The sequence below is a fragment of the Desulfosporosinus sp. genome, from assembly GCF_014237355.1.
Taxonomy (GTDB): Bacteria; Bacillota; Desulfitobacteriia; order Desulfitobacteriales; family Desulfitobacteriaceae; genus Desulfosporosinus.
In genome coordinates, this window is the sequence record NZ_JABZFS010000090.1 from 68,451 (window position 1) to 84,917 (window position 16,467).

The 16,467-nt window shown below is 39.8% G+C and carries 17 protein-coding genes; 4 read left to right on the forward strand and 13 right to left on the reverse strand.

All coding sequences use genetic code 11. The features are described from left to right. Positions 1-250 precede the first annotated feature (250 nt). The 4 genes from HGJ98_RS21865 to HGJ98_RS21880 all read right to left on the reverse strand — a co-directional run bounded on the left by HGJ98_RS21865 (position 251) and on the right by HGJ98_RS21880 (position 3,309). Positions 251-943, reverse strand: a complete 693-nt coding sequence (locus HGJ98_RS21865; RefSeq protein ID WP_291353985.1) for a hypothetical protein — start codon at positions 941-943, stop codon at positions 251-253. 48 nt (positions 944-991) lie between these two features. Continuing rightward, on the reverse strand, positions 992-1,384 hold the full coding sequence (locus HGJ98_RS21870) for a PaaI family thioesterase (RefSeq protein ID WP_291353987.1): 393 nt from the start codon (positions 1,382-1,384) through the stop codon (positions 992-994). 531 nt (positions 1,385-1,915) lie between these two features. Continuing rightward, on the reverse strand, positions 1,916-2,506 hold the full coding sequence (rbr, locus tag HGJ98_RS21875; RefSeq protein WP_291353989.1) for a rubrerythrin: 591 nt from the start codon (positions 2,504-2,506) through the stop codon (positions 1,916-1,918). Between the two features lie 107 nt (positions 2,507-2,613). Further along, positions 2,614-3,309, reverse strand: coding sequence for a Crp/Fnr family transcriptional regulator (locus tag HGJ98_RS21880; protein ID WP_291354026.1), 696 nt, complete (start codon positions 3,307-3,309; stop codon positions 2,614-2,616). 99 nt (positions 3,310-3,408) lie between these two features. Here HGJ98_RS21880 and HGJ98_RS21885 point away from each other — a divergent pair, with 99 nt between their 5' ends. Further along, positions 3,409-4,125: an ATP-binding protein gene (locus tag HGJ98_RS21885; protein ID WP_291353991.1), complete on the forward strand. Its 717-nt coding sequence runs from the start codon at positions 3,409-3,411 to the stop codon at positions 4,123-4,125. A 70-nt stretch (positions 4,126-4,195) separates the two neighbouring features. Here HGJ98_RS21885 and dmpI read toward each other — a convergent pair whose 3' ends face one another. The 4 genes from dmpI to HGJ98_RS21905 form a co-directional block, all read right to left on the reverse strand. Further along, positions 4,196-4,390 carry a 4-oxalocrotonate tautomerase DmpI gene (dmpI, locus tag HGJ98_RS21890; RefSeq protein WP_291353993.1) on the reverse strand — a complete coding sequence of 65 codons (195 nt, stop codon included), beginning with the start codon at positions 4,388-4,390 and terminating at the stop codon, positions 4,196-4,198. 70 nt (positions 4,391-4,460) lie between these two features. Then, on the reverse strand, positions 4,461-4,787 hold the full coding sequence (locus HGJ98_RS21895) for a YbjQ family protein (RefSeq protein WP_291353995.1): 327 nt from the start codon (positions 4,785-4,787) through the stop codon (positions 4,461-4,463). After that, on the reverse strand, positions 4,768-4,983 hold the full coding sequence (locus HGJ98_RS21900) for a hypothetical protein (RefSeq protein ID WP_291353997.1): 216 nt from the start codon (positions 4,981-4,983) through the stop codon (positions 4,768-4,770). The genes HGJ98_RS21895 and HGJ98_RS21900 overlap by 20 nt, the downstream gene beginning before the upstream one ends. A gap of 89 nt (positions 4,984-5,072) precedes the next feature. Continuing rightward, the gene (locus HGJ98_RS21905; RefSeq protein ID WP_291353999.1) at positions 5,073-5,531 is read right to left on the reverse strand and encodes a (4Fe-4S)-binding protein; all 459 of its coding nucleotides are present in this window, start codon (positions 5,529-5,531) and stop codon (positions 5,073-5,075) included. Positions 5,532-6,080: 549 nt separating this feature from the next. On the opposite strand from HGJ98_RS21905, the gene HGJ98_RS21910 reads away from it, so the two are divergent. The 3 genes from HGJ98_RS21910 (at position 6,081) to HGJ98_RS21920 (ending at position 9,995) form a co-directional block, all read left to right on the forward strand. After that, positions 6,081-7,121 (forward strand): alcohol dehydrogenase, encoded by a 1,041-nt coding sequence (locus HGJ98_RS21910; RefSeq protein WP_291354001.1) that lies wholly within the window; start codon positions 6,081-6,083, stop codon positions 7,119-7,121. Positions 7,122-7,364: 243 nt separating this feature from the next. After that, the gene (locus tag HGJ98_RS21915; RefSeq protein ID WP_291354003.1) at positions 7,365-9,350 is read left to right on the forward strand and encodes a sigma-54-dependent Fis family transcriptional regulator; all 1,986 of its coding nucleotides are present in this window, start codon (positions 7,365-7,367) and stop codon (positions 9,348-9,350) included. A 492-nt stretch (positions 9,351-9,842) separates the two neighbouring features. Further along, positions 9,843-9,995, forward strand: a complete 153-nt coding sequence (locus HGJ98_RS21920) for a hypothetical protein (RefSeq protein ID WP_291354005.1) — start codon at positions 9,843-9,845, stop codon at positions 9,993-9,995. Between the two features lie 64 nt (positions 9,996-10,059). Here the strand turns inward: HGJ98_RS21920 and HGJ98_RS21925 are convergent, their stop codons facing one another. The 5 genes from HGJ98_RS21925 to HGJ98_RS21945 all read right to left on the reverse strand — a co-directional run bounded on the left by HGJ98_RS21925 (position 10,060) and on the right by HGJ98_RS21945 (position 16,218). Next, positions 10,060-10,782 (reverse strand): YkgJ family cysteine cluster protein, encoded by a 723-nt coding sequence (locus HGJ98_RS21925; RefSeq protein WP_291354007.1) that lies wholly within the window; start codon positions 10,780-10,782, stop codon positions 10,060-10,062. Positions 10,783-11,253: 471 nt separating this feature from the next. Next, entirely contained in the window at positions 11,254-11,895 is a 642-nt protein-coding gene (locus HGJ98_RS21930; protein WP_291354009.1) for an adenylate kinase, read from the reverse strand. 238 nt (positions 11,896-12,133) lie between these two features. Next, positions 12,134-13,426: a glycine/sarcosine/betaine reductase component B subunit gene (locus tag HGJ98_RS21935; protein WP_291354011.1), complete on the reverse strand. Its 1,293-nt coding sequence runs from the start codon at positions 13,424-13,426 to the stop codon at positions 12,134-12,136. Positions 13,427-13,439: 13 nt separating this feature from the next. Continuing rightward, a complete protein-coding gene (locus HGJ98_RS21940; RefSeq protein WP_367142762.1) occupies positions 13,440-14,816 on the reverse strand; it encodes a glycine/betaine/sarcosine/D-proline family reductase selenoprotein B in 1,377 nt (458 codons plus the stop codon). Beyond that, entirely contained in the window at positions 14,761-16,218 is a 1,458-nt protein-coding gene (locus tag HGJ98_RS21945) for a sodium:solute symporter family protein (RefSeq protein WP_291354015.1), read from the reverse strand. Before HGJ98_RS21945 ends, HGJ98_RS21940 begins: the two co-directional genes overlap by 56 nt. Positions 16,219-16,467: the final 249 nt, after the last annotated feature.

The window sequence follows — 16,467 nt, forward strand, 5'->3', positions numbered from 1 at the left end:
TAGTATTTCCGAAATTATCACTCCTTACTTTCATTTTGAAAAGGTTTCAAAAGGAAATAAAAAAGACTTTTAACATAGCCTTAATGGCCATGTTAAAAGTCTTGTTACCTCTACGGTTTACAAAGACAGGTAAGTCTCCTTACCGGGTATGTTGCCTTTGTAATTTAACTACTCCCTCTTAACAAGATAAGTGTACCTCAAAAAATCCGGCTTGTCAAACCTATGAGATTTTTGATAGCATATTAAAACATTAGGCACATCTTTCGATACTTTGTGCCAATGCGCCCAATATTCGATGAAACCCCTGAGGGTTTTGGGCGGGCACCCGATATTGTTTATTAATCTCTATCTGTACGGCAGGAATTCCGAGTTCACGTGCCACATAATTACTGACCGTGTTAGGCCCGGAAGCGGCAAAATAATCTTGAGAGATTCTGGTTAAGCCAAAGTCGTGAAAACTTTGTTGCAGTGTTTCAAGTATTCTTATCTTGTCTAGAAGGTTTTTCCCCCCATTTGTACCAAAGTCTACATCAAATTCCCTCTCCCTAGCAGCACCATGGATGTCGAGAATAAGTTTTACTTTCTTTATTGCGCAAAAATCAGCGATTTTATCTTTATAAATACAAGGGTAATCGATATTAGGGTCCCCTCCATAAAGCTTTGTCGCGGCGATCCCGTGGCAACCAGTTAGCTTATTTAACAAATAAACGGTAGCACCGGTGAATTGATCTGACATCTTAATCTTCTTTTGCCGATAATGCCTTACAGCATGTGGGGCAGAAAGTAAAACAGGCAACTCTCCAACAGAATACCAGAATGGCTCCTCTTGCTTAGGATTGACACGTTTATCCGTTTTATAAAAATGAATTCGTTCAATATTTACTGCTTCTTCATTAAGGCGACTACGGCTAAAGTCGTCTAAAATACCTGCTTGTTTACTCACTATCGTCCCCCCAGTCTAATAATAACCAAAACATTAAGTTGAACAATTTCATTTTTTATTCTTTTTATACCCTGTAATGCTCAACTGGGCAATAAGATCCCTATGTTCATTTAAAACCTCCACGTTATAATTAACAATTTTACGGGAAACTGATTTTTCTTTTGCTTCCGCTAGTAATACTTTTCCATTAGACGCTTGATAATAAGATATATTGGCATTAATTGCCACGGTAATTTGTCCACTAGCATTAGCGGCGGCGGCAAAAGCAAAATCAGCTAAAGTAAAGATGACGCCACCTTGAATTATATCCACTCCATTTAGATGTTTTTCGCTAATATCTATTTTCGCAACGGCGTATCCTGGCTCAACTTCAAGCAATTCTATGCCAGTAAATGCAGCAAATCTATCATTTTTCATAAGTTTTATAAGATCATTATTCATGGTTTATGATTTACCTACTTTCTTTTTTATCGTTAGCTAGAGCCTCCATTTTACTAACTTACTAATTTAAATTTGACAAATTGTTTTATTTAAAAAACGATATCTTAAGTATAGAATTTTTGAGCAGTAGTAGCAACATACTGTGCAAGGAGATCTTTATAATAATAGGACTATTGGCCCATTCACCTTAGGTCCTTCTGTCCATACTTTTTACATCAATTCAATGATACTATGAACTAAGATTTAATGAACTACGGAGGCGGATTCTTTGCTTTGGCACAAAATTAACACAAAGAAACAAAATATGATTATAATCTGTGGAACAATAATTTTAGCAATGATCATTGTTGGAGTCACGAACGTAATAGTTTATATTCTTTAATTTACAAACATTTATAGCATATACATAAAACCCCCATAGAAGGCAGTTCACTTAACGCCATCTTAGGGGGTTTTTTAAATATTACCATAATTCATTGTTGTAATCATAGAGTAAACCTTAGTGTTTTAGAGTTAGAATATGTGCAAAACTTAATAAGTCTCCTCAAAAACTTCAAAATAGGACTGTGGATGAATACATGCAGGACATTCATTCGGTGCACTAGATCCTTCATGAACATAACCACAATTTCCACACTTCCAAAGCTTAGTTACTTCCTTTTTAAAGACCGTACCATTTTTAATATTTTCAACAAGCTTGTTAAATCTAGTTTCATGCCTTTTCTCAGCAGATGCAATCATTTTAAAAGCATTGGCAATTTCCTGAAACCCTTCTTCTTCTGCCACTTTTGCAAAAGAGGGATATAATTCAGACCATTCTTCATTTTCTCCACCTGCAGAGGCGATCAAATTATCCAGGGTCGTTGCCTGGGCCACTGGAAAGGACGCACTGATTTCGATCACAGCTGGAAGCTCACCTTGAAAACCCGCTAATAAAAACTTGTAGAACCTCTTAGCATGCTCTTTCTCATTATCCGCAGTTTCAATAAAAATATTTTTAATTTGCTTGTAGCCTTCCTTATCCGCTACAGATGCATAATAAGTATAACGGTTGCGTGCTTGGGATTCTCCGGCAAACGCCTTCATTAAATTTTCTGCAGTTTTAGTTCCTCTTAAATTCATCTTAAAAACTCCTATCTCTTACTTAATAGTACTTTGCATTAATTATAAATACATTATATTTATAATTAACTAATACGTCAATAATTTTTGCATTACTCTTCCCCGTTTTATAGCTCACTCATATTCTTTAAACCCTCTACATCTAACAGTTCGATGGCCGTCAAATGAAAACTAATAAGTCCCTCATCTCTCATTTTACCCATTTCTCTAGACATGGATGGCCGAGAAACATTAAGGAAATCCGCTAGTTCATTTCGATTAAGTGGTAAGTTTATGTTTTTATCTCCTGTCCTATTGTATTCCTCCAGTAAATAAGTGCAGATTTTTCCTCGCATACTCTTAATCGTCAGGTATTCAACCTTCTTGTTTAAGAGCATAGCTCTCTCAGAAATTATTCGCAAAAAGTTCTGGATTAGAATTCTATGCCAGGAGCACATCTTTTCACAATCTCCAACAATCTTCCCCCTCGGTAAGAAGAGGACGTCACATACTTCCTGTGCCTGAACAGTAGCTGGCCATGTCGTTAGGGTTGAAAAAGCCACGATCTCACCAAAAATATCACCTTTTTTTAAAAGAGTCATGAAAATTCTGTTCCCAGCGGCATTTTCTTTACTGACCGTCGCTGTTCCTTTAAGAATTATCCCAACGCTTTCATAGTGATCCCCACTTGTTACAATAAAATCACTTTTTTTATAGCTGTACACTCTAGGCTTCAAACAATTTAACATAGCTTCTATAGAGTCTCTGTCTATTCCTTGAAATAGACTTACTTCAGAAACTATTTCCATGTATTTTTTCATTATCTTAGTACCGCCTACATTCTGTATCCTGGGATACCGCCTTAGTTCGTTTATTGTAATATAATGAACCTGTAAACACAACATCTGAAGGGAGAAATTACGATGTTAAGAAAAATCATAAAAATAGAGGAAGAAAAATGCAATGGATGCGGCCTATGTGTTACTGCTTGCCATGAAGGTGCTTTGCAACTAATTGATGGTAAAGCACATCTGATTTCCGAAAGTTATTGTGACGGCCTAGGAGACTGCCTACCTGAGTGTCCAACGGGAGCGATCGTTCTTGAGGAGAGAGAGACTGTTGAATATGATGAAGAAGCTGTTAAGAAAAATATCGAGAACCGTAAGCCACAGCCAGGACCCGCTCTTCCCTGCGGTTGCCCAGGTACCCAAGCAAAACGAATGGTCGCGAACCAGCCCCAAGCCAAGTCCAGTAGTTCCGATGAAAGCATACAATCACAGCTTGGACAGTGGCCTTGCCAGATAAAACTAGTACCTGTAACAGCTCCTTATCTTGATAACGCACATTTGCTCATAGCCGCTGACTGTACTGCCTTTGCTTACCCAAATATACACAAAACCTTCATGCGAAATAAGATAACCTTAATTGGCTGTCCCAAACTTGATGACACGGATTATTCAGAGAAGCTGACCTCAATTCTAAAACAGCATGAAATTAAAAGCCTCACTATTTTGAGAATGGAGGTCCCCTGCTGCGGAGGTCTTGTTCAAGCTGTTAAAAAAGCCCTAATAAATAGCGAGAAAATGATCCCTTGGAATATCGTAACAATCTCAACAGACGGGAGAATAATTGAGGATTAATGGATCGGTAGACAAACAAGGAAACCCACGGCAGATATAATGCTGTGGGTTTTTTTTGTTCTTCTTCAATCTATCTTTTTTCGTATTTCTCTGCTAACAGTTGGGTTCCATTACCAATATTGTCCATATCATTTTCCCGAATGATAGTAACAAAAGCCTCGACAGGTATATTTAGTGTTTCACTCGCTTTAGTTGCTAGCTCCTTGACCAACGTTGCTTTCTGTTCTTTAGACATTTTCCCTGCATCAATCGTAATTACGGGCATAATAATCTACTCCCTTCCTCTAACCACGGCGCTTTTCCCAATACTCAAATAGAACTTATTCCTAAAACTATTACATAGCTTTTTTATTTAATTTTACAGCTGTACCGTAAACTAATATCTCTGCCGCTCCCTGCATAACATTTGAAGTTGTAAAACGAATATTAATAATGGCATCCGCTCCCAGCTTTTCAGCTTCCGCTACCATTTTACTGGTAGATATTTGCCGGGATTCATTGATCATATCACTATATTCTTTTAGCTCTCCCCCGACAATCTGACGAAAAACTGACACAATGTCTTTCCCTACGTGCTTCGCTCTGATCGTACTTCCTTTGACCAAATCCAAGGACTTAGTTACTTCGTATCCGGGAACATAGTCAATACTTGTTAAGATCACTTTTTTCAGCCTCCTTGTCTCTAATCCTTTCCCGGATTAATAAGACTAATAATAAAACACCGCTTATCAGCCCTAAACCAATAGCCACACCTATAAGAATTGGAATCAATGAAGGAGAAATTAAAGCCAGGCCCATTATTCCAAAAAAGTATAGGGCGATACAAAAAACTAGTACCCAACTAAGGAACTTAATCATCATTACCCTCCAGATTATCTCCAAATCTTTTATACATATTACAAGGAAATTTAATCCAGCCTAGGACTATAGTTTTCTCCAAATGTTACTCACATATCCGGCTTCCACCCTTGTTGTTTGTGAACCCCATCGCAAAAGGGACGGTTTTTCGAAAATCCACAACGACACAAGGCCATTCTACTGCCTTCCTTCAAAGTCTCCCCTTCCAAACCGATTACTTCAGTAGGGCCTTCAATTATTAACGGTCCGTTAGCCTTCACTCGAATTTTTACTGTTGCCGGGTTGAATTTTTCATAATTAATACTACCGACCCCTTGAGCCAATTTTACATCTACGTCAGAACCCTCAGGAAGTGAGTATCTTAAGGCACCTGTTGGACATTTATCAATGGTACTAATAATCTCCTCCGGCTTTGCAGCATTTACATTAACCCAAGGACGTTGTTTCAAATTAAATACTTCAGGTAAAAGCCTTAGGCATGTCCCGGGATGAGCACATAGTTCTGGGAACCAGTGCACAATAACATGGTCATTTTTATATTCTTTCATGATTTTTAATTCCTTCCTATTTGTTTTGGATGATTTATGATATTTTACCATAAATCTACGTTATATTCGACAGAATGTTTCAACAATCAGTGCATCCAAACAACCAGCCAAATTTGCAATCCAAAATGCTGTAGCTACACCTGTAGCGCTACAAGTGTAGCTACAGGTGTAACTTATAAGCCCCATTAATTTCTTTATTATCTAGTTAGACGTATATTCTTGTAATTTTGATGCTCTTTTTCCCTGGCATAGTTTTTGCATTATTTAAACTATATAGAATATTTAGCATATTCATCCAACTCAATTGAAGGGAGTGACTTTTAATTACCTCGAGCTTAGCGATTCATTGCTATGAAAGCAGCTTAAGCACTATGTCATCCTGAAGGAGGAACGACTGAAGGATCTAGATCCTTCGCTAATACTCAGGATGACAGAATAGTCTTTCGTTTATCGTGATGCGGGTAACGTATGGAAATTCTTAGGTTAATACTCAAATGATTATTAAACCCTATAGGTTTTAGTAAAACAAAAACAGGAGGCGTTTTAATTATGAAAGCATTTGTTTATCATGGTCCTAAAAATATGAGTTTAGACCAAGTACCTGATCCAGTTATTCTAAAACCTACCGATGCAATAGTTAGAGTAACCACTTCAACCATTTGTGGAACAGACAAACACATTAGAAATGGTGGAATGCCTCAGGTAGAAGCCGGAAGAGTCATTGGTCATGAATTCTGTGGCGAAGTAGTTGAAACCGGTGCAGGTGTTCATAAGTTCAAAAAAGGAGATAAAGTAGCCGTATCCTGTGTTACGCAATGTATGGAGTGTTTCTATTGTAAACGTGGAATATACTCGAGATGTGAGGATGGCAGCTGGATCTTCGGCTATATGATCGATGGTTGTCAAGCTGATTATGTAAGAGTTCCTTATGCTGATTCTGGAATGTACCTGATTCCTGACAGTTTAACAGACGAAGATGTTTTGTTTGTCGGGGATATTCTTTCTACAGGCTATTTTGGAGCAGAAAACGGAAACATTCAGCCAGGGGATACTGTAGCTGTATTTGGATCAGGCCCAGTCGGCATGTGCGCAATGGCAACCGCCCGTCTTTGGGGACCCTCAAGAATTGTTGCTGTAGACATAGATCAATCCAGACTTGACTTTGCAATCAAACAGGGCTGGGCTGATTACGGTCTAAATCCTCAGAAGGTTGATGTTACTCAGGCCCTTAAAGACTTCACTAACGGAAGAGGCGCGGATGTAACCATTGAAGCAAACGGTTTTGAGCCAACCTTTAAAGGTGCAATTGAAGGAGTAAGACCAGGTGGAACTGTATCCATAATGGGAGTATTTGAAAAACCTCAGATCTTAGAAATGCAAAACCTCTGGATTCAAAACATTACTATTAAAATGGGGCTAGTCAAAGCAAATCATATCCCTGAACTAATTGATCTTATTAAAGAGGGCAAGCTTAACATGAAACCCCTTATTACTCACACTATCCCGTTATCTCAAGTTGCCGAAGGATACGACATCTTTGAAGAGCGTCGTGACAACGCTATCAAAGTTGTACTAAAAGCGGATGCATAATAGTCATTTGCTAATCTCTTAGTATAATTTTTCCCAGATAACGTCCAAGAGACAAACAAACAGTAGACAAGACCCTGTGTGATGGGGTCTTGTCTATTTTATTGTCTTTTATAAGAAATATGATGTCTTTTGCAAGAATTTGAATAATAGAAAAGCTTGCCATAAATTAATTAATCGCATAATATTAATATAATAGTCATAATATTCTGTCACTGGGCGATCTACTTATAGAGGTGGTTTTTTATGAGTTCAAATTTGGCTATCTTTAGCTCTGAAGGACTTTTCAAACACCGAAGATTATTGGAAGAGACTCGGTACAGATTTCTGAATAATTCTCATGATCAAATTAATATACGATCAATAGTGTATGATTCCTGGGTACGTTGTCTCCAATCAGGCATTGATCCTAGACGAAAACAAACCGAAGAGCCCCTGAAAACGGCTGATATAAGAAATATTATAGAAAGTTCAAAACTTCATGAGGCCTCTACTGATACACTAAATGACTTAGTAACCCAAGCTCAAGAAACCAACTATATTATAACTCTATGTGACTCTCAGGGTAGAATTATCTTTTTGAGTGGCAACCGCCAGGTAAAACGACAAGCCGAAAGAATTAATTTTGTTCTGGGTTCTCGGTGGAGCGAAGCAGCTATCGGAACTAATGCAATTGGTACAAGCATAGAAACAGGCTATCCTGTCCAAATTTTTGCTGCAGAGCATTTCTGTGAAGGAATTCATGACTGGGTCTGTTCATCATCTCCAGTACGTGACCCTGTTACCAAGGAAGTTCTAGGCGTTATTGATGTGACGGGGTTTTGGAAAGAAGCTCAAACACACACCTTAGGTATGGCTGTCATGGCCTCTCGAGTTATTGAACAAAGACTTTATATGCAAGCAATATCAACTAGACTGCAACTGATTGAGCGGTACTTTTCTGTTGTCCATCGTTATCCAAAAGAAGCGGTCATAGTACTCGACTCAGCGTTTGAACCTATCAAGACAAATGAGCTGGCCCATAAATTTGTCAATCAAGTTACTGGAAAAGATATTGAAAACTTATGGGGTGACCATGAATTCAAGGCCTTTATAAAGCACCATCTTAACAATGTTCAACAGAACAAAAACTACGAAGTATTCATTGAGCAGTTTGGAATTTCTGCTTCAATTCAAGAAATTTATGATGTTGGCAAACGATTAGGTTTCGTGTTAATACTCAAGTTATCTGATCAACAAACACCAGCTAAATACCTTGCGAATACTCCTTGGAGTAAAATCGTTGGAAAATCAAGTAATATCCTTTCCGCGATCACCCAATGCAACATGGTCGCCCATACAAACGTTCCAGTATTACTGTTCGGTGAGAGCGGGTCAGGTAAAGAACTTTTTGCCAGAGCAATTCATCAAACCAGTGACCGTCGAAAGGGCCCCTTCGTTGCTATAAACTGTGGGGCGGTCCCCAAGGAATTATTGGCTAGTGAGCTCTTCGGATACGACCCTGGCACCTTCACTGGGGCAGCTAAAGCTGGTAGAAAAGGCAAGTTTGAGGAGGCACATCAAGGAACCTTATTTCTTGACGAGATTGGAGAAATGCCTTTGGGGTTTCAAGTACATCTACTGCGGGTCCTTCAAGAACGCGAAGTTGTGAGACTTGGTGGCACAATGCCCATTCCCGTAGACGTAAAGATTATTGCAGCTACTCATCATAATCTTGAAGAACTCGTGAATAATGGGTCATTTCGTGCTGACTGTTTCTATAGGCTTCATGTTGTCAGTATTACCATACCGCCGCTAAGGGAACGTCGAGAGGATATTCCTCTATTAATTGATCACTATTTGGAACAGTTCGCTCTAAAATATGATAAACCGCTTCCTAAATTTGACCAACAAATCAAAAACTATCTTGTGAATACTTATCGATGGCCCGGTAACGTTAGGGAATTACAAAATTGCCTAGAGCACGCAGTGCTATTTTGCTTGAATGGAACAATCATCCAAGAAGATCTTCCACAAAGTATACAAAGAAATGTTCAGAATAACTCTTCTTGGATTACGGATAAAATTTTTGACGCTAGTCAGAGAAAATCTTCAACACACGAAAAGGAAGCACTTATCAGGCTTATACAAGAGTCTGGCGGAAATCTATCAGAAGCAGCCCGTCAATTAGGTGTTGCGCGAACAACTCTATACCGGCAATTAGATAAATACGGCGTCACTAAAACGTGGTAGCTGACCCTTCTGCCAAACAAATTATAATAAATCTTATTCCGAACCAATTACCATTTTGTGTCAGAAACTGGCACTTAGAATATCTTGTAATATAATGGTAAAGGGGGATGGACAGATGATATTTTGTGCTGGTATCGCTATAGTATCTATTGCTATTCTTATGCTTATTGCTATGGGTATCGTATTTTAACTTCCGATATCTAAGACGACCAGGCTAAAGTGCCTGGTCGTTCTTGATTAAAACCCAATAAGCCTTCATCCCCTTAGAAATAAAAATAAATTACCATTTAGTTACACATTTGCCAAACGTTGCATACTATGTGGTATCTCTTAAATAAAGGAGGCAATTAATATGGCATTTGGTAACGTTGAAGGGGCAGCTTGCGGTTGTGGTGGTAAAGGACTAGGCGCAGGGATCGCAGCAGTTGTTGTTATAATTCTTCTTCTAATCGCAATGGGTATTGTATTCTAATTAGAAAGGTGGAATTTCTTATGTATGGAATGGGTTATGGCGGAATAAGCGGAGCATGTTGTCCTCAGCCTGTTGCCCCAGTAGCTGCTTATGGCGGTATTGGTGTAGGGGTCGGCGTTGGAATCATTTCTATTGCTATCTTGATTCTTATCGCTTTAGGCGTAATTTTTTAGAAGTCTTGTGAACTGGCTACCATCCGCTAGGGTGGTAGCTTTTATCATATCATTGTCAAATTGATTAACTATTAACAAGGTCTTTTAAGCTATCAGTCCCAAGAGATAGAAGATTAAAACCAAATTTCATTAACTGAACGTCATCGTATTTTATCTTGTCTACAATCTCTTCATCTAAATCCATTTCTTTGAACAAGTAAAGGTTACTCATTAAGAAATCTCTGAATTTGTCTAGGTCATAACATGCCATAAAGAAAAGGTTAATAAGCATTTCATCCGTTACAACATTGCCCGTAAGTTTTAAGTTTGAAGGTATCTCACTAAACCCCTGTTCCATATCTTCATAAATTATCAGACCTTGGTCCCGAACCCATTCCTTTACGGTTTGTGCCTTTGTCTCCATTAGTCCGTGACAGCGGGAACTTTCAAAGATAAATGAATATTTTCCCTCACCCAGCATGTCCACCGGAGCCAACCGACAGGACCAGGGTCGCTCACTATATACTTGACATCCCTTTGGTGTAATGAAGGGACATTTCCGGTCATTTTCTTCAGACATTTTGATTTGCACAATGGAAAAGCCTGTATTAGGCACACGTACTTTTAGGGTATATCTTTCCAAAAATTCTCCCGAAGAAATGCCCAGGGAGTTCTTCATCCTCAAAACATCGTATGGAGTTAGAAAAATATTTATATCCCGGCAGCATTCTTTAAAGCAATCCAGCCCATCATGACAATGAAATTTGAACTCACTGTCTTCATTCAGGACTAAAGATCGGTGATTCATAAACTTGCCCCCTTTCAAATCCTTTATTATTATAAGTTATCTCCAGGGAATAAGATAGATATATCAAAGAAACGAATACCCGTTTCACTTGGGTATTCGTTTCACTTAACATTCAGTCTGATTAATTTTCGATTCATGGTCATTGTCCGCGACGAATATTGGCTCTAATCCGACGTCGGCTAGGATCGTTTCTATTATAGATTTTTCTTGGGCAGTCATGTGTCTCTCCCCCTTAGATGTTTTACTATTCTGAATATTATATCAACCGTCCTGCACAATTGCAACCTTAGAACGTTTATAGATAAGGCAAAACTTTTCTCGCAATTTGTCGACATGAAGTCTTTCAACTTAACTTAAACTTAATAGTCTGTGAGATTATAGATTTCCCGTCAATATAATATGCATTATCTAAATTATTTAGTTAAAAATAAAAAAGGCGCCATTTTGGCACCTTTTCTGCTCTGTTACTGATTAGTCTAAGGCTTTTAAAATATCTTGGAAAACCTGGTCAATTGGTTGGTCTCCGTTAATACGCTTTAATAGTCCCTTTTCTTCATAGAATGCGATCAAAGGTTCTGTTTGAGTATTATAAACACTTAAACGATTCTTAGCGGTTTCAACGGTATCATCCGAACGCTGATAAAGCTCTCCTCCACATTGACCACAAACTCCCTCTTGTGCTGGTGGGTTGAAGATCATATGGTAAGAAGATCCGCACTTCCGACAGACACGTCTTCCTGTTAATCTAGGAATTAACACCTCTTCGTCAACTTCAATGTTGATAACACCGTCGAGCTTCATGCCTAGGCGGTCTAGAATACCTGCTAAAGCACTACCTTGAGCCAGTGTCCGTGGAAATCCGTCAAGAAGGAATCCATCTGTACAATCTGGCAGCGCTAATCGTTCCTCGACAATCCCAATGGTTACTTCATCAGGAACTAAGCCACCGGCATCCATGTAGGATTTAGCCTTTAGCCCTAAGGCCGTTCCCTCTTTAATTGCAGCTCTGAACATGTCACCTGTTGAAATATGTGGGAAATTAAAACGCTCTACGAGTGGATTTGCTTGTGTCCCCTTACCTGCACCCGGGCCACCCATTAATATAATCTTCATTGATCTTCCTCCTTCAATTCATCCTTGTTAATAACTCGACGTAAGTTGGGTTCATCTGTTTCATCGTATCGAGCAAGACAACGATTCCCTTTTGTATTACAACATCTTCGACGGAAAAACTGGTAATTCCTCCTTGGAATACATAAGAAAATATTATTGCTTATCAAAAAAGCTGAAACACATTTGTTTACAGCTTTTTGGAATAAAAAGAATCTCACTTTTTCTTTTGTACAAACATTTAATAGTCGTCACAACTTAGTTTGGAGAACCCCAATTCATTTGCTGCTGTAAAGTATTCTAACCGATCCACTAGTCTTATTTCATCTTTAGCAGATAAGTAGATCCCCCCCTGCTCCGGACTAATCCGCAGATAATCCCCTCCAACAACCCTATCCACAGGAGGCAACGTTATAGGAGGATCCCAGCTTCCTAAGCTAACAATAGCATCAACTTCAGGCTCACTATAAAACAAGGGATCGTCAACCCCTTCAGTCCCGCCATGCTCAAAGGTCATCAATGCCGTTTTGATTCCTTTCTCTTCACAAACCTTAAGGCTTAACATAGTCTCAATAAATGCATTGCCATCTCCTTCCCAAGTTGCCACTACACCATTAGCGTTTAATAACTGAGCTGAAGTTGCAACGAGATTGGCACAGCGTTTTTTTCCTTCCATTTCCTCAAAACGCCCCCGGAATAACACTACGCCAACAAAATTTAGGGATTTCCCGTGTCTTTGATACAATTCCCTGATTAAAGGGTTATTCGTATGGAACCATGTAGGTGTTTTTACATTGGGGTGACTCCAATTCCCATCAACCACAGCACCATCCAGGATTTCGTTGGGATGAACAATTATAGGCAGTAAATTATCAAAGCGCATATTATAGAAGAAACTACTTAAGTTCAGTCCCACCGAGTGTACTTGGTAAAGATAGGCAACGTTTGGAAGGCCATTCTTTGCTCCTCCCAAAGTATATGATGTGATGCTGTCCGGTACCTGACCTTGCAGTACTTTTCCCAAATATCGGGCTACCCGAATGCCGACAATTCTTACGGAATGTTCGTACTGGTCCTCATCCATTCCTGGCTGTAATTTCAGAATACATACCACGTTAATCGTTGAACTAAACGGGGTAATGGGTCCACCCGATCCCACCATATCCAGAACACTATCTCGAACAATATTTAATCCACCGAGTCTGGTAAGGGGAAATTCACAGGAAGTGAGCACAGCAACCCCCTCCATCCGATAAGTTGTTCCATCACCCAGTCGTTCAATCGGGGAGTCCACTCCCGCGTAAGGAATTGCATTGCCTTCCTTGAACCGAGGTTCTACCGCATCAATGACGTGAATAATCCGCGCATTTTCTCCAGGAGCTACAATTTCAATATCTGCTTCGGTAAAGGTTATATCTTCCAAAATAATGGCAAGCAACTCTTCCCGATTAATTTCAAATACCCCATTGTTTAAGCATGTTTTACCAGTAAATGCAACTTGTTTGACCTTAAACGTTCCCATTTCTAGTTTCATAATCCCCCCCCTTTCAATCCACTATTACAATTTGAGGTTTTTCCAGTTTCCTTTCCAATAATTCGAGTGCTGATAATAATACCTTACGGCTAATTTCTCGGTCACGCTTAACTGGTAATTCCGGATCACCACACGGGTGAGGAATCTTTGTACCTCCAACCACTCGATTGGCTCCTACATTGGAGGCCAGGGTATACATGGCTGTAATAATACTTGTTGGTATCCCCTGCCTCTCTAATTCTTTGGCAATCGTTGCGCCGCAACGAGTACAGGTACCTCAGGTAGAGGTCAGAATAACTCCATCCACCTTTTCCTGGTGTAATTGCGTGGCCATTTCCTGCCCGTCTTTTTGGGAGATATTGACTGCCGCTCCTACTCCGGACGTAGAATAAAACTTATTGTATAAACGCCCAATCAAGCCTTCAGCTTCAAATTCCCTCATGATGCCAACCGGCACTACGTAATTGGGGTTGGCATTGACAAAGTTTGGATTATAACCACCGTGAATCGTCTCATATTCCGAACTGTCCAACCTTTGTTTTCCGGAAATCTCATATGTTTTCCAAACCTCGGCTCCAAAAGAACGTATCCGATCAGGGTTACCCCGGGGTACTAGTCCACCAGTTGTCACGAGGGCAATAGTCGCTTCTTTTAACTTTGCGACTGGCAGTGCCGGTGCAACTTTGTCAATGATTTGAATTGACAGCTCGGTAGAAAAGGGTTGGCCTTTTAGCTTTGCTTCCAGCATATCTACCAACCGCTTAGCGGCCTCTTCTTCGCGATAAATTAGTTTCCTAATGCCCTGGGAGATATAACCTTCCTTCCGGGCAGGACCAAGGGGTTCACCTGTTGAAATTCTCTGCACAAAGCCTGCAATTTTGATTAGTGCTTCCCTCATGCCTGATACTTTCCCAGATGTAGGTAGAATGTATGTCCTTTGTCGGTAGATCTCTACCATTGGATTTCCTTCATACATACCAGTGATCCCAGGTATACCAAGTTCTCTGGCAGCAGCCTCACAAATAGCTCCACAGGCCTGACCGTACCGCCCTGAGTTAAATGCTGGTCCTGCAATAACCATATCCACCTTATACTCCTTGGCCTTATCAACTATTTCCTGTATGACAATATCGTTATGGCTGTTAAAGTAGTTATCTCCACACACAGCAACAATTGGCACACTATAGTTTTCACCTAGAAGGGAACACAGACCAACAGCCGGTCCAATAGGTTTTTCCACAAAAAAGAGAGAACTATCTGCCTTATCTTCACCACCTAGTCCGGCGAAGAATTGATTTATGTAAAAGAGTATTCTCATAACTAAACCCTCCTCATTAGGCCCCAACTTTATTAAAGTAGGTTTTCCTATATTCCTGGAAATAGAGTTCATTATTTGCTGGTTTTACCAAACTGCATATGACCGATACCGTTAAGACGACTAATAGGGTCCCGGGAAGTTCACCCAGACCGGTTATTTTAACCAAATAGGTACGCCACAATATATAAATAATTGGCCCTAATGTGGTACAAAAATAAGCTGCCTCACGATTGGCCTTATCCCAAAACAATGCCAAGATCATTGGTACTCCAATTACAATAACAAATGCACCAAAACCAAAGGCATTAAGAATTGTAATTAGGGGCATCTGCATTCCGCTTAGGATTAATGCCAATAGGCCAATAACGACAGTAGCTATCTTTGAATAACGCAGTTCTTCACTTTCCGTAAAGTTTTGTCCTTTTATTCGACCAATAATGTCGTGCACTATACTGGACCCAGCTGCCATTAATAAGGCATCCAACGTTGTAAAAACCGCCGCCAATAGGCAAAAAACCAACAGCATACCCACGATCTCCGGAGCAACATGAGTTATGAATGCGGCAAAAGCTTTGTCCGGGGTTTCTATGCCGATGCCTAAAGCACGGGGGACCAAACCAATTAAGACAGCAGCGAAGGTCCAATAAAGGGAAATGACGACCCCAATTGGGAAAGCTAATCGTGCGGTCCTGGCGTCTTTCATCCCATAAAAAGCAGGAATAATATGAGGGCTGCTAAACAAGCCGAATAGATATACAAACGCTAAGTTGTACCAGAGAGAACGGGGCATTTCTCCAAAAAAGCTGGTCATACTGGGATTCTGCTGAACTAATAAATGATCTATCCCAGAAATGCCTCCCACGGCTTTTAGACCAACGATTATGGCTACTGTAACACAAATGATCATAATCATCCCCTGTACAGTGTCCAAATAGGCAATGGCAGAGCGACCGCCAAGAGAAGAGAAGATTACTAACACAGTGCTAAATAGGACTAATGACCAAACGTACGGTAACCCCAAGTAACTTTCTATTGTTAATGCCGCTGACCTCATTTGTACAACAAGCATGGGCACAGTAAAAATCACAATCCAAACTGCGACTATAGGGTAAAAGTGGTTTGATCCGTATCTTTTAACAAATAGTTCCGGCGTCGTGATGGCTTTTACTTTATGAGATACCTCTCTAATTTTGGGAGCAACTATGAACCAAGTGATAAAGACACCAAAAGCGGCTCCAATCTGCCATGTTCCTCCGCCCCAACCATACTGATATGCCATACCTGCACCACCAACAAACAAACCAGCACTAGTCGCTGCAGTTGCAGCCGTAAAAGCTGACGCAACTGGACCTAAGGCACGGCCGCCAAATACATAGCCTTCCACACTTTTTATACCACTTCGCGTGTAGTATAAAGCCCAGCAAGGTAATAATACCAAAAAGACAAATAAGGCTGCTATTTTGCTCGGTTCCATTGAAGATTCCCCTTCCATTTACTAATTTGATCCCTTTAATTTTTTAGTCAAACTTTTCAAAAAAACTTTCACCAAATATAGCTATTACTATAGCTAAACTGCTAAAAAGTACTAATAATGAGATGAAAATCAAACTCGCACTCACGTTTCCTACTCCTTTCATAAGTTAATGTAATAACTTAATTTATACTCTTCCCCCCCCCCTAACCTAAATAAAAAAAACCCACATCCCAAGAGGGTGCAGATTTT

Bases quoted from the DNA above. Each gene is read 5' to 3' on its own strand.
- HGJ98_RS21905 (WP_291353999.1), bottom strand. From the start codon at position 5,531: ATGAAAGAATATAAAAATGACCATGTTATTGTGCACTGGTTCCCAGAA.
- HGJ98_RS21945 (WP_291354015.1), bottom strand. From the start codon at position 16,218: ATGGAACCGAGCAAAATAGCAGCCTTATTTGTCTTTTTGGTATTATTA.
- HGJ98_RS21925 (WP_291354007.1), bottom strand. From the start codon at position 10,782: ATGAATCACCGATCTTTAGTCCTGAATGAAGACAGTGAGTTCAAATTT.
- HGJ98_RS21900 (WP_291353997.1), bottom strand. From the start codon at position 4,983: ATGATTAAGTTCCTTAGTTGGGTACTAGTTTTTTGTATCGCCCTATAC.
- rbr (WP_291353989.1), bottom strand. From the start codon at position 2,506: ATGAATTTAAGAGGAACTAAAACTGCAGAAAATTTAATGAAGGCGTTT.
- HGJ98_RS21935 (WP_291354011.1), bottom strand. From the start codon at position 13,426: ATGAAACTAGAAATGGGAACGTTTAAGGTCAAACAAGTTGCATTTACT.
- HGJ98_RS21930 (WP_291354009.1), bottom strand. From the start codon at position 11,895: ATGAAGATTATATTAATGGGTGGCCCGGGTGCAGGTAAGGGGACACAA.
- dmpI (WP_291353993.1), bottom strand. From the start codon at position 4,390: ATGCCCGTAATTACGATTGATGCAGGGAAAATGTCTAAAGAACAGAAA.
- HGJ98_RS21870 (WP_291353987.1), bottom strand. From the start codon at position 1,384: ATGAATAATGATCTTATAAAACTTATGAAAAATGATAGATTTGCTGCA.
- HGJ98_RS21910 (WP_291354001.1), top strand. From the start codon at position 6,081: ATGAAAGCATTTGTTTATCATGGTCCTAAAAATATGAGTTTAGACCAA.
- HGJ98_RS21885 (WP_291353991.1), top strand. From the start codon at position 3,409: ATGTTAAGAAAAATCATAAAAATAGAGGAAGAAAAATGCAATGGATGC.
- HGJ98_RS21915 (WP_291354003.1), top strand. From the start codon at position 7,365: ATGAGTTCAAATTTGGCTATCTTTAGCTCTGAAGGACTTTTCAAACAC.
- HGJ98_RS21920 (WP_291354005.1), top strand. From the start codon at position 9,843: ATGTATGGAATGGGTTATGGCGGAATAAGCGGAGCATGTTGTCCTCAG.